The 15,000-nt window shown below is 64.2% G+C and carries 2 protein-coding genes (1 of these 2 cut by a window edge); both read left to right on the top strand.

Annotated features, from left to right (window positions below; all coding sequences use genetic code 11):
- Positions 1-1,912, top strand: partial view of an amino acid adenylation domain-containing protein gene (locus ACMTA2_RS31560; RefSeq protein WP_490166889.1) — the final stretch only. It extends 16,010 nt beyond the left edge of the window; the window shows 1,912 of its 17,922 coding nt (coding positions 16,011-17,922); its start codon lies off the left edge, out of view; the stop codon is at positions 1,910-1,912.
- Positions 1,909-15,000: an amino acid adenylation domain-containing protein gene (locus tag ACMTA2_RS20025; RefSeq protein WP_413791425.1), complete on the top strand. Its 13,092-nt coding sequence runs from the start codon at positions 1,909-1,911 to the stop codon at positions 14,998-15,000. Before ACMTA2_RS31560 ends, ACMTA2_RS20025 begins: the two co-directional genes overlap by 4 nt.

Genomic DNA, 15,000 nt, shown 5'->3' with positions numbered 1-15,000 from the left:
GTGCGGTTATGTCCACCAGGCGTTGCATCACCTGGTGGGGATGCTCGAACAGACACCCGAGGCACTCCTGCACCAGTTGTCGATCCTGCCAGCAAGCGAGCATGAGCAGTTGCTCGAAGGGTTCAACGCCACGCAGGTCGACTATCCGCTGGAGCAGACCATTCACAGCCTGTTCGAAGCCCAGGCGTGGCGTACGCCGGATGCGCTGGCCGTGCTGCACGGCGAGCAGGGCCTGAGCTACCGTGAATTGAACGAGCGGGCCAACCGGTTGGCGCATTATCTGCGCGGACGGGGTGTGACGCCGGATTCGCGGGTGGCGATCTGTGTCGAGCGGAGCCTGGACATGGTGGTGGGGCTGCTGGCGATACTCAAGGCGGGCGGTGCCTATGTGCCGCTGGATCCCGCCTATCCGCTGGACCGCATTGCCTACATGCTCGAAGACAGCGCACCGCTGGCAATCATCGCGCAGACCGGTACGTGCGGGTTGCTGGCTGGCTCTTCGGTGCCGGTCATCGATCTGGACAGCGACGCCTGGCGGCACCTGTCCAGCGCCAACCCACCTGCGCAAGGCCTGACGTCGGCACATCTGGCCTACGTCCTCTACACCTCGGGGTCGACCGGAAAGCCCAAAGGTGTGATGGTCGAGCACCGCAGTGTGGTCAACCTGTTGTGTGCCATGGGCGATACCCTGGGCATGACGTCGTCCGATCGGATGCTGGCGCTGACGACTCTGGGTTTCGACATTGCCGGCCTGGAGTTGTACCTGCCGCTGCTGCGTGGCGCGAGCATGGTTGTGGCCACTCGCGACCAAGGGCGCGACGGTCAATCACTGGCGCACTTGATCGCGGCCAGTGGTGTCACCGTTGCCCAGGCCACCCCGGCGAGCTGGCGCATGCTGCTTGAATCCGGCTGGCAGGGCGCGTCGGGGCTGACCGCGTTGTGCGGGGGCGAAGCGCTGCCCGCCGACCTTGCGGCGCGCGTGGCGGCCCGGGTCAAGACGCTGTTCAACGTCTATGGGCCGACCGAAACGACGATCTGGTCCTCGTCGACGCGGGTCAGTGGCCAGGAAGCGAGCGACAGTTCGGTCAGTATCGGCCGGCCGATCGCCAACACCCGGTTCTACCTGCTCGACAGCCATCGCCATCCCGTTCCGGTCGGGGTGGCCGGGGAACTCTACATTGGCGGTACCGGTGTGGCTCGGGGCTACCTGAATCGCGATGACCTGACGGCCGAACGCTTCCTCAGTGATCCGTTCAATGCTGCGCCCGACGCCCGGATGTACAAGACCGGAGACCTGGGCCGCTACCTCCCGGACGGCAACATCGAATATCTGGGGCGCAATGACGATCAGGTGAAGCTGCGTGGCTTCCGGATCGAATTGGGCGAGATCGAAGCCAGGCTCGCCCAGCACGCGGCCGTGAAGGAAGCCGTGGCGCTGGTGCGCGAAGACGCACCGGGGGAAAAACGCCTGGTCGCCTATTTCACTGGTTATTGGCCAGATGAAACGGTCGACATCGAGGACCTGCGGATACACCTGCAAACCCTGCTGCCGGCCTACATGGTGCCTACGGCCTATGTGTATCTCGACGCCTTGCCGCTGACCCCTAACGGCAAGCTCGACCGCAAGGTCCTGCCGGTGCCGGATCTGGCCTGCGTCATTACCCGTGGTTACGAAGCGCCCGTGGGCGAGACCGAAATCACCCTGGCGCAACTGTGGGCCGAGGTGCTGAACGTGGAGCGCGTCGGTCGTCACGATCACTTCTTTGAACTGGGCGGGCATTCCCTGCTGGCCGTCAGCCTGATGGAGCGGATGCGCCAGGAAGGTATGGAAGCGGATGTGCGCGCGCTGTTCGAGCAACCCACGCTCGCGGCGTACGCGGCAATGACAGAAAAAATGGAGATTGTCCTGTGAGTGTGATCGAACTGTTGGCGACCCTGAAAGAAAAAGACGTTCAGCTTTCCATCAAGGGCGATCAGCTCGTGGTCCGAGGCCGCAAGCAGTCATTGAGCGAGCCTGCGGTCCTGGCGTTGTTGCGCGAGCACAAAGCCACATTGATCGATCTGATCAAGACCGGGCAGTACGATGCGGCCAATGCCGGCGAGCCGGAGGTACCCGCCAACCTTATCCCCGAGGGTTGCGCATGCATCACACCGCAGATGTTGCCGTTGGTGACGCTGGACCAGCCGGCCATTGATCGTATCGTCGCCACCGTGCCGGGCGGGGCGGCCAACGTCCAGGATATTTACCCCTTGGCACCGTTGCAGGAAGGCATCCTGTATCACCACCTGAGCGCCGCCCAAGGCGACACCTATGTCCTGCAGGCGCGATTCGCCTTTAGCCATCGTGAGCGCCTGACGGATTTTATCGATGCCCTGCAGAGCGTGATCGATCGGCACGATATCCTGCGCACGGCCATCGTCCTCGAAGGCCTGGCGGAGCCGGTCCAGGTGGTCTGGCGGCGGGCCCGGCTGGGTGTGGAGGATGTCAGTGCCGAGCTCGCCGTGGGCGACGTCATGACGCAACTGCAGGCGCGATTCGATCCCAGGCACCATCGACTGGACATCAGCCAGGCGCCGCTATTGCTGATGGTCTGCGCCCACGACCCGGTCAATCAGCGCTGGGTCGCCATGCTGCTGTTCCATCACATGGTCCTGGACCATGCGGGACTGGCAGTGGTGCAGCACGAAATGCAGGCCTGGCTGACAGGGCAGGGCGATCAGTTGGGCCCCGCCGGCCGTTACCGCAACTATGTAGCACGCACACGACAGGCCAGTCAGCGTCAGGCCGATGAGGCGTTTTTCAGCAAGATGCTGGGCGATGTCGACGAACCGACCTTGCCTTTCGGGCAGCAGGATGTGCTGGGCGACGGCAGTGACGTCGAAGAGCATCACCTGGCGGTGATGCCGGCGCTCGGCCTTCGCCTGCGTGGACAAGCCCGTCAGTTGGGCGTCGGCGCGGCGAGCATCATCCACCTTGCCTGGGCCCAGGTACTGGGCGCCGTATCCGGTCGTGAAGACGTGGTATTCGGTACTGTGATGCTGGGGCGCATGCAGGCTGGTGAAAGCATGAGCCGCTCCCTGGGCATGTTCATCAATACCTTGCCGCTGCGGGTGGATGTGGGCGCCCAGGACGTTCTCGACGGGGTGAAAAACACCCACCGCTGGCTGAGCGCGTTGCTCGGTCACGAATACGCGTCCTTGGCCCTGGCGCAGCGTTGCAGCGGCGTGGCCGCACCGGCGCCGCTTTTCAGCGCATTGCTCAATTACCGCCACAGCGCTGGCGCGGCGACCCAGGTGCTGCCGGCGCAAGCCCTTCTCGCCTGGGAGGGGATCGAGAACTTGAGTGCGCAAGAGCGCACCAATTATCCGCTGGTGCTGTCGGTGGATGATTTTTCCGACGCGTTTGCCCTGACAGTGCAAGCCACCCCCGGAATCGATGCGCAACGTATCTGCGAGTACATGCACGCCGCCATCGAGGGCTTGGTCACGGCATTGGAGAATGCCCCCCAAACGCGGATCAACAGTCTGTCGATCTTGCCGCCGACCGAGCGCCAACGCGTGTTGCAAGCGTTCAACGACACAGACCGCGACTATCCGCGGGAACAGTTGATCCATGCCTTGTTCGAGGCCCGGGTCGAGGCCAGCCCGGATGCACTGGCGGCGGTGCAACCAGGGCAGACCCTGACGTATCGGGAGCTGAACACAAAGGCCGACGCCCTGGCGGGGCATCTGCTCGGCCTTGGCGTCCAGCCGGGGGACACCGTGGCGATCCTGCTGCCACGCTCCCTTGACCTGCTGATCAGCCAGTTGGCGATTCTCAAGTGCGCGGCGCTCTACCTGCCGCTGGACATCAACGCCCCTGCCGAGCGTCAGCAGTACATGCTCCAGGACAGCGGCGCGGTGTGGGTGTTGACCCACGCCGCCGAAGCCCTGGACGCAGGCGTGCGGCGGGTGGACCTGGACACCCTCGACCTGCCTGGACAGCCAGCCTTTGACAGGCCGCCGGCGTTCTCGAGCGAAGCCGTGGCCTACATCATGTACACCTCAGGCTCCACCGGCACGCCAAAGGGGGTGCTGGTGCCGCACCGGGCCATCAGCCGGCTGGTGCTCAACAACGGCTATGCCAATTTCAACGGGCAGGACCGCGTGGCCTTCGCCTCGAACCCGGCATTCGATGCCAGCACCCTCGAAGTCTGGGCACCATTGCTCAATGGCGGTTGCGTGGTGGTGGTCGAACAGGATGTCCTGCTGTCCCAGGCACGACTTGCCGGATGGTTGGCTGAACAATCGGTGAGCGTGTTGTGGCTCACCGCGGGCCTGTTCCATCAGTACGCGGCGGGCCTGATGCCGGTATTCAGGCAACTGCGCTACCTGATTGTCGGCGGCGACGTGCTCGATCCGGCCGTTATCGCTCGGGTCTTGAAGGAAGGCGCGCCGCAACACCTGCTCAACGGCTACGGCCCGACGGAGGCGACAACCTTTTCCACCACGTACCGGATCGAGGCCGCCGGCGAGGGTAGCATTCCCATTGGTCGCCCCTTGGGCAATACGCGGGTCTACCTGCTGGATTCGCAGCGTCGACCCGTGCCCCATGGCGTGGCCGGTGAGCTGTACATCGGCGGCACCGGGGTCGCCAAAGGTTATCTGAACCGACCGGACCTGACCGCGGAAAAATTCCTGCCCGATCCGTTCAGCCAGCAGTCACAGGCCCTGATGTACCGCACCGGTGACCTGGGGCGGTTCCTGCCGGACGGCAATATCGAATACCTGGGGCGCAACGATGGCCAGGTGAAGATCCGTGGTTTCCGCATCGAGCCGGGAGAGATCGAGGCCTGGTTGACCCAACAGGGTACCGTGAAAGAAGCGGCGGTGCTGGTTCGCGAAGAGATGCCGGGAGAAAAGCGTCTGGTTGCCTATTTCACCCTGCACCGGCCCGATGACACAGTGGATATCAAGACACTGCGCGCTCACCTGCAAAGCCACCTGCCGGACTACATGGTGCCCGCCGCCTATGTACGGCTGGATACCTTGCCGTTGACGCCCAACGGCAAGCTCGACCGCAAGGCAATGCCGGTACCGGACCAGGCGTCGTTCCTGGCACGCGGTTATGAGGCACCCGTGGGTGAGACCGAAATCGTCCTCGCCAGGTTATGGACCCAGGTGCTCAATGTCGAACGCGTCGGGCGTCATGATCATTTCTTTGAGCTGGGCGGTCACTCGCTGCTGGCTGTCAAGCTGATCGAGCAGATGCGCCAGGTTGGCCTGAGCGCCGACGTGCGTGTGCTGTTTGGCCAACCGACCCTGGCGGCTCTGGCCGCGGCGGTGGGCGGCGGCAAGGAAATCCGTGTGCCGGCTAACGCCATCACCGCCGGCTGCGAGCGGATCACCCCGGACCTGCTGCCGCTGGCCACGCTGGACCAGGCGGCCATCGACCGCATTGTCGCCACGGTGCCGGGCGGCGTGACCAACGTGCAGGACATCTACCCGCTGGCGCCGCTGCAGGAGGGTATTCTCTACCACCACATCTCGGCGCAGCAGGGTGACCCCTACGTGCTCCAGGCGCTGTTCGCCTTCCACAGCAAGGCGCGTCTCGAGGCGTTCGCACAAGCCTTGCAGGGGGTCGTCGATCGCCACGATATCCTGCGCACCGCGGTGTTGTGGGAAGGGCTGGAGCAGCCGATGCAGGTGGTCTGGCGCCAGGCGCCGCTGAGCGTCGAAGCGCTGACCCTGGAAGACGCCACCGATGACGCGGTGACCCGGCTGCACACACGTTTCGATTCCCGCCATCACCGTCTCGATATCCGCCAGGCCCCGCTGATGTGCCTGCGGTTCGCCCATGAGCCGGCCAATCAACGCTGGGTAGCGATGCTGCTGTTCCATCACATTGCCCTGGACCATACGGCGCTGGAAGTGGTGCAGCAGGAAATGCAGATGCACCTGCTCGGCCAACAGGACCAACTGGCCGCGGCCATGCCGTACCGCAACTATGTGGCGCAGGCACGCCTGGGTGTCAGCCAGGAAGAGCACGAAGCATTCTTCCGCGAAATGCTTGGCGATGTCGACGAACCGACGTTACCGCTGGGTTTGCAACAGGTCCAGGGTGACGGCAGTGGTATCGAAGAAGCCAGGCTCGATCTTGACGCCGACCTGAGTCGACGCTTGCGGGCCCACGCGCGTCAGCTGGGCGTAAGTGCCGCCAGCCTGCATCACTTGGCGTGGGCGCAGGTGCTCGGGCGGTTGTCAGGGCGCGAGGACGTGGTCTTCGGCACCGTGCTGATGGGCCGGATGCAGGGCGGCGAGGGCTCCGACCGCGCCCTGGGGATGTTCATCAATACCTTGCCGTTGCGAGTGAAACTCGATGAGCAAAGCGTGCAGGCCGGGATCACCGCTACCCATGAGCGACTGAGTGCGTTGCTCGTCCACGAACATGCCTCGCTGGCCCTGGCGCAACGTTGCAGCCGGGTGACGGCCCCGGCCCCGTTGTTCAGTGCGCTGCTGAACTACCGGCACAGCGCCAGTGCTGGCGTCTCGGCCGAGGCCACGACGGCCTGGCAGGGTATCCAGACCCTGAGCAGTGAAGAGCGTTCGAACTATCCGCTGACCCTGTCGGTGGACGACCTGGGGGAGGGTTTCACACTTAGCGTCCTGGTGTTGCAAGGCGTGGGGGCGGCACGCATCTGCGGGTACATGCACACCGCGCTCGAAAGCCTGGTGCAGGCACTGGAGCAGTCCGCGCATACGCCGCTCAGCCGCGTGGAGGTCCTGCCACAGAGCGAACGCCAGCGGTTGTTGGTCGATTTCAACGCCACCCGACGCGCCTACCCCGAGGAGCAAACCGTGCTGGCGCTGTTCGAAGCCCGGGTCACCCAAGCCCCGGACGCGATTGCTGTCGCCCACGGGGCCCGGCAAATCAGCTACCAGACACTGAACGAGCAGGCGAACCGCCTGGCCCATTATCTGATCGAACTCGGCGTGCAGCCGGACGACTGTGTCGCGATCCTGCTGCCGCGCTCGATCGACTTGCTGGTCAGTCAGTTGGCAATCCTCAAGTGCGCGGCGGCCTATGTGCCACTGGACCGCAATGCGTCCCAGGAGCGCCAGCGCTTCATGCTCCAGGATTGCCGTGCGTCTTGCCTGCTGACCCTCAGCAGCGAGCCGGTGCCTGCGGGCGCGTGTCGCGTCGACCTGGACCGGCTGCAGGCACAGGGACCGGTTCACAACCCGGGGTTTGCGCAGTCCAGCGAGGCGATTGCCTACATCATGTACACCTCGGGCTCGACAGGGCAGCCCAAGGGCGTGCTGGTACCGCACCGGGCAATCAACCGGCTGGTCATCAACAACGGTTATGCCGATTTCAACGAGCACGACCGGATCGCCTTCGCCTCCAATCCGGCGTTCGATGCCAGCACCATGGACGTGTGGGGTGCGCTGCTCAACGGCGGGCAGGTGGTGGTGATCGACCATGAAACCCTGCTTGAGCCTGCATGTTTTGCCCAGGTATTGAAAACCTCGGGGGCCACCGTGCTGTTCGTGACCACGGCGATCTTCAACCAGTACGTGCAACTGATTCCGGAGGCCATCGGCGGTCTGCGCATCCTGTTGTGCGGTGGCGAACGCGCCGATGTGGCGTCTTTCCAGCGTTTGTTGCAGTTGGCGCCGACGCTGCGGCTGGTGCACTGCTATGGTCCGACCGAGACCACCACCTATGCCACGACCCTGGAGGTCAAGGCCGTGGCCGAGGATGCGCAGAGCGTGCCCATCGGCGGACCGATCTCCAACACCCAGGTGTACGTGCTCGATGCCCATCGACGACTGGTGCCCCAGGGGGTGGCCGGTGAAATCCATATCGGTGGCAAGGGCGTGGCGAAGGGATACCTGAACCGCCCGGAGCTGACCGCGGAAAAATTCATCGTCGATCCGTTCAGCCAGGAGCCCGGCGCGCTGCTGTACCGCACCGGCGACTTGGGTCGCTGGTTGCCGGAGGGCAGCCTGGAATGCCTGGGTCGCAATGATGACCAGGTGAAGATCCGCGGTTTCCGCATCGAACTGGGCGAGATCGAGGCGAAACTGGTCACCTGCGACGGTGTGCAGGATGCGGTGGTCATGGTGCGGGCCGATGAACCGGGCGAGAAGCGCCTGGTGGCCTACGTCGTAGCGCAGCCGCAGGTTACGCTGAGCGTGGCCGGGTTGCGCGAGCAACTGTCCGCGACCCTGGCCGAATACATGATCCCTGGGGCCTTTGTGATACTGCCGGCCTTGCCCCTGACGCTCAACGGCAAGGTAGACCGTAAGGCATTGCCCGCGCCGCAGGCCGAAGCCTACGCGAGCCAAGCCTATGAGGCGCCGCAGGGAGAAGTCGAGCGGACCCTGGCGGACCTGTGGGCCGAGTTGCTGAAGGTGGAGCGGGTCGGTCGCCACGATCATTTCTTCGAACTGGGCGGTCACTCGCTGCTGGCGATGAGGCTGATCGAGCGGATGCGTCAGGTCGGTCTGGCGGTGGATGTGCGGGTCTTGTTCGCCCAGCCGACGTTGCAGGCATTGGCCGCCGCGGTGGGCGGGCATCATGACGTCGTGGTGCCGGCCAATCTGATCGGCGACAGTTGCCAGCGGATCACGCCGGACCTGTTGCCCCTGGTTGTCCTGGATCAGGACGCCATCGACCGGATCGTGGCGAGCGTGCCGGGGGGCGCTGCCAATGTCCAGGACATCTACCCGCTGGCGCCCTTGCAGCAGGGCATTCTTTATCACCATCTAGCGGCCGAAGAGGGTGACCCGTACCTGCTCCAGTCGCAATTTTCCTTTGATCGTCGCGACCGTCTCGATGCATTCGCACAGGCGCTGCAGCAGGTCATTGACCGTCACGACATCCTGCGCACTTCAATCGCGTGGGAGGGGCTCGACGAGCCCGTGCAAATTGTCTGGCGCCAGGCACCTCTGGTGCTGGAGACGATCGAAGCGGATCCGCTGGCAGGGGATGTCGCCGGGCAACTGCATGAGCGCTTCGACGCCCGGCATTACCGGCTGGACCTGCACCATGCGCCCATGCTGCGCCTGGTTTGCGCCGAGGATGCGGTGAACCGGCGCTGGGTGGCCACGCTGCTGTTCCACCACACGATCCTGGACCACACCGCGCTGGAGACGCTGGTACACGAGATGCAGGCCTTCCTGCTGGACCGTGGCGGCGAGTTGGGCGGCGCGATGCAGTACCGCAACTACGTGGCGCTGGCCCGTCTGGGCATCAGCCAGCAAGCCCATGAGGCTTTCTTCCGTGACATGCTCGGCGACATCCTGGAGCCGACGCTGCCGTTCGGGCGACAGGATGTGCAGGGCGACGGCAACGGCGTGGAAGAGGTGAAGCGGGTGCTGGCGCCGGAGTTCTGCCGTCGCCTTCGAGGGCAGGCACGCCAATCGGGTGTGAGCGCGGCGAGTCTGATGCATCTGGCATGGGCGCAGGTACTGGGCCGCATCAGCGGTCGCGACGATGTGGTCTTCGGTACCGTTCTGTTGGGACGGATGCAAGGCGCGGAAGGGGCCGACCGTGCCTTGGGCATGTTCATCAATACGCTGCCCTTGCGAATAAGCCTGGGCGGGCAAACTGCACGCGAGGGCGTCAAGGCCGCGCACAAGCAGCTCACCGGGCTGCTGGGGCATGAGCACGCTCCGTTGGCGTTGGCCCAGCGCTGCAGCGGTGTGGCGCCCCCCACGCCGCTGTTCAGTGCCTTGCTCAACTATCGCCATAACGCCGTGACGGCAGCGGCCGGCGCAGAGTTGGCGTGGCAGGGCATCGATACCCTTGGTGGCGAGGAGCGTACCAATTACCCGCTCTCGCTGGCCGTGGACGACGAGGGTGAAGGTTTCAACCTGGTGGTGCAAGCGGCTTGCGGGATCGACGCGCAACGCGTCGTTGAGTACATGCACGTCTCGATCGAAAGCCTGGTCGACGCCCTGGAGCAGGCCGCGGATACACCGCTGTCCGCGCTGCCGGGCCTGCCTGCCGCCGAGCTTCGGCAGTTGCTGGAAACCTGGAATGACACCCGCGTGGCCTACCCGCTGGAACAGACCATTCATCAACTGTTCCAGGCCCGGGTCCAGGCCTTCCCCGACGCCGTGGCCGTGGTTTCCGGCGACCGGCAACTGAGTTACGTCGAACTGAACGGGCAGGCCAATCGGCTGGCTCATCACCTGCGGGTGCTGGGCGTTCGCCCGGATGATCGGGTGGCGATCTGTATGGAGCGCGGTCCGGACCTGCTGGTGGGGCTGCTAGGCATCCTGAAGGCAGGAGCGGCGTATGTGCCGTTGGACCCGGCTTATCCGAGCGATCGCCTGGCCTACATGCTGCAAGACAGCAAGCCGCTGGCGTTGCTGGTGCACACCGCGACCCGTGACCTGTTGACCCATGACGGGTTGACGACCCTTGACCTCGACGGTACTGCCTGGCGTGACCAGCCGACCTTCGATCTGACCGTTCCGGGGCTGACCTCGGCGCACCTGGCCTATGTGATCTACACCTCGGGATCGACCGGCAAGCCGAAGGGGGTCATGGTCGAGCACCACAGCGTGATCAACCTGCTGTGCGCGATGCGCGACACGCTGGGCATGACCGCTGCCGACCGGATGTTGGCGCTGACGACTTTGGGGTTCGACATCGCCGGCCTTGAGCTGTACCTGCCGCTCATCTGTGGTGCCCGGGTGGTATTGGCTTCCCGTGACCAAGGGCGCGACGGTCAGGCGCTTGCCGGGATGATTGCCTCCAATGGCATCACCTTCGCTCAGGCCACGCCGGCCAGTTGGCGCATGTTGCTCGAGTCGGGCTGGCAGGGGGCCCAGGGGCTGATCGCGCTGTGTGGTGGCGAAGCCTTGCCCGCTGAGCTTGCCCAGCGTGTGGCGCAGCGGGTCAAAACGTTGTTCAACGTTTACGGACCGACCGAAACCACGATCTGGTCATCGTTCATCCAGGTCGAGGCACGCGCGACGGATGGCAGCCAGGTCAGTATCGGCCGTCCTATTGCCAACACCCGGTTCTACCTGCTCGACGCTCATGGCAGGCCCGTGCCCGTCGGCGTCGCGGGTGAGATTCACATCGCGGGCGCCGGCGTCGCCCGGGGCTACATGAACCGCGACGACCTCACCTGCGAGCGTTTCCTGGCGGATCCATTCCGCCTCGAGGCCAATGCACGGATGTATCGCACCGGCGATATCGGCCGTTACTTGCCGGACGGTCGGATCGACTATCTGGGCCGCAACGACGGGCAGGTCAAGATCCGTGGCCTGCGCATCGAACTGGGCGAGATCGAAGCGGTGCTGGGTGCTTGCCCACAGGTGAGCGAGGCGGTGGTGATCGTGCGCGAAGACTCACCCGGCGAGAAGCGTCTGGTGGCGTACTACAGGGCCCAGGCCGATCAGGGTATAACGGCCGAAGCGCTGCGGGCCCTTATGCTGGAACAATTGCCTGACTACATGGTGCCCGTGGCGTACGTCCCGCTGGAGACAATGCCGCAGACCCCCAATGGCAAGCTGGATCGCAAGGCCCTGCCTGCGCCTGGCTCGGCTGCGATGGCGGTGAATCGCTATGAAGCACCGCGAGGGGATATCGAACCGGTGCTGGCGCAGATATGGCAGGCACTATTGGGTCTGGATCGGGTGGGTCGTCATGATCGGTTCTTTGAATTGGGTGGGCATTCGCTGCTGGCGATGCGGCTGATCGCCCAGGTACGTCAACGTTTGGGCGTGGAGTTGGCACTGGGCGAACTCTTTGATCATGGGCAATTGAGCGAGCTGGCGCAGGCCGTGGCCGGTTCGGGGCGCAGCACGCTGCAGCCCGTTGTGCCGGTGTCCCGCGATGAGCCGTTGCCGCTGTCCTTCGCACAGCAGCGCTTGCTGTTCCTGACACGGGTCGAGGGAGCCAGTTCGGCCTACCACCTTCCTGTGGGGCTGCGCCTGACGGGGGATCTGGACCGCAATGCGCTGCAGCGTGCGCTGGACCGGATCGTGGCGCGTCACGAAGCGTTGCGCACCACCTTCGTATTGCAAGCGGAACAACCGGCCCGGCAATGTATCGCGGCCGCGGACAGTGGCTTTGCCTTGCGCACCGTGGATCTGTCCGCCCACGCCGAGGCGCAGGCGCAATTGCATGCGCTGGTCGAGCAGGAGGGCGGCGAGCCTTTCGATCTCGAACACGGTCCGTTGATCCGTGGGCAACTGATTCGCCTGGCGGAGCGCGAGCATGTATTGCTGGTGACGATGCATCACATTGTCTCGGATGGCTGGTCGATGGGCGTCCTGACCCGGGAACTGGTCACCCTCTATGAAGCGTTCCGCCAGGGCCAGGACGACCCGCTGCCGGACCTGCCGGTGCAGTATGCGGACTATGCCGTCTGGCAACGCCGCTGGCTCAGTGGCGAGGTGCTCAAGCAGCAGGGCGCCTGGTGGCAAGCCGCGTTGGCCGATGCGCCGGCGCTGTTGACGCTGCCGGCCGACCGTCCTCGTCCGGCGCAGCAGAGTTATGCCGGTGCGAGCCTTCCGGTCGTCTTCGATGAAGCGCTGACAGCCGATCTCAAGGCGCTGAGCCAGCGCCACGGTACGACCTTGTACATGACGGTGCTGGCCGGTTGGGCGGCAGTGCTTGGCCGCCTCTCGGGGCAGGATACGATCGTCATCGGCTCGCCGACGGCCAACCGTCGGCGCGTGGAGGTCGAGGAACTGATCGGGTTCTTCGTCAACACCCTGGCCGTGCCCATCGATGTGTCGGGCCGACCGAGCGTGGAGACGTTGCTGCAACGGGTAAAAGCCCAGGCGTTGGGGGCCCAGGCCCATCAGGACCTGCCATTCGAACAGGTGGTCGAGCTGGTCAAGCCGGTGCGTAGCCTGTCCCATAGCGCGGTGTTCCAGGCCATGTTGTCCTGGCAGAACACCGAGAGCGTCGAACTGACACTGCGTGACCTGGTACTGGAAGGCCTGGCTTCCAGGAGACGCACGGCGAAATTCGATGTGTCCCTCGACCTTGGGGAGGCCGATGGGCGTATCCAGGGGGCATTGGAATATGCCACGGCGCTGTTCGACCAGACGACCATGGAGCGTTACCTCGGTTATCTGGAACGCATGTTGCGGGCGATGGTGGTGGATGCCCGCGTCGCCATCAGCGACATCGTGCTGCCGGACGATGCCGAACGTCGTCAGTTGGAATGCTTCAATGCCACTGACGCCGAGTATCCGTTGGAACAGACCATTCACGGGCTGTTCGAGGTCCAGGTGCAGCGCACGCCGGATGCGCTGGCGGTGCTGCATGGTGTTCAGCGCCTGAGCTATCGCGAGCTCAATGAACAAGCCAACCGATTGGCCCATTACCTGCATGGGCAAGGTGTGCGGCCGGATTCGCGGGTGGCGATCTGCGTCGAGCGTGGCCTCGACATGGTCGTGGGCTTGCTGGCGATCCTCAAGGCGGGCGGTGGTTACGTGCCGCTGGATCCGGCGTATCCGGCGGATCGGATTGCCTACATGCTGGAGGACAGTGCGCCGGCGGTGGTGCTGGCTCAGACGGCGACCCTTGGGTTGTTGGCCGATGCAATGATGCCGGTGATCGACCTCGGTAGCGGGCTCTGGCAGGACGAGTCCGTCTCGAATCCGCAGGTTGCCGAGCTAACCTCGTCGCACCTGGCCTACGTGATCTACACCTCCGGTTCCACCGGTTTGCCCAAGGGCGTGATGATCGAACACCGCAACACGGTGAATTTCCTGACCTGGGCCCATCGTTCGTTCGATGCCCAGACCCTGTCGAAAACCTTGTTCTCGACGTCGCTGAACTTCGACCTGGCCGTGTATGAATGCTTTGCGCCGTTGACGTCGGGCGGCAGCATCGAGGTGGTCACTAATGTGCTGGAACTGCAGCAGGGCGAGCACGACATCACCCTGATCAACACCGTGCCGTCGGCGCTCAAGGCGCTATTGGAATCCGGTGGTTTGAGCGATGGCGTCGATACTGTCAACGTGGCCGGTGAAGCCCTCAAGCGCAGCCTGGTGGAGGCGCTGTTCGAACAGACTTCGGTCAAGCGCCTGTGCAACCTCTATGGGCCTTCGGAAACCACGACCTATTCCAGTTGGGTGTCGATGGCTCGTGAAGACGGGTTTAGCGCCCACATCGGCAAGCCGGTCGCGAATACCCAGTTCTATCTGCTGGATGAACACAAGCAACCGATACCGCTGGGCGTGCCGGGTGAAATCTACATCGGCGGCGCAGGTGTCGCCCGTGGTTATCTCAATCGTGATGACCTGACGGCTGAACGTTTCCTCAAGGATCCGTTCAGCAGCGCCGCAAACGCCCGGATGTACAAGACCGGCGACCTCGGCCGTTATCTCCCGGATGGCAACATCGAATACCTGGGCCGTAACGACGACCAGGTGAAGATCCGTGGTTTCCGCATCGAACTGGGCGAGATCGAAGCCCGGCTTGCCCGACATGAATCGGTAAAAGAAGCCGTGGTGCTGGCCCGTGAAGACGTGCCTGGCGACAAGCGTCTGGTCGCGTATTTCACCCTGCATTCGCCAGGCCAGTCAGTGGGCGTAGGCCATCTGCGTGGGCATCTGCAAGCGCAGTTGCCGGAGTATATGGTGCCGGCGGCCTATGTGCGCCTCGACACCTTGCCGTTGACCCCCAACGGCAAGCTCGATCGCAACGCCTTGCCACTTCCCGACAGCGAGGCGTTCGCCGCTCATCTTTACGAAGCCCCCGTGGGTGACGTGGAAACGAAGCTTGCTTCGTTGTGGGCCGAGCTGCTGAAGGTCGAGCGCGTCGGCCGCCACGACCATTTCTTTGAACTGGGCGGGCACTCGTTGTTGGCTGTGGCGTTGATCGAACGCATGCGCAAGGAAGGCATGGAAGCCGATGTCCGTGTGCTATTCGGTCAACCGACGCTGGCGTCGGTGGCCGCGGCGGTGGGGCAGGTACAACGCATCGAAGTGCCCGAGACAAAGATACCGGCGCTCACGCGTCAACGACGCATCTGA

The organism is Pseudomonas medicaginis (genome assembly GCF_965119365.1).
GTDB lineage: Bacteria > Pseudomonadota > Gammaproteobacteria > Pseudomonadales > Pseudomonadaceae > Aquipseudomonas.
The sequence above is the reverse complement of the archived record's forward strand: the minus strand, read 5'-3'. Positions and strand labels throughout refer to the sequence as shown.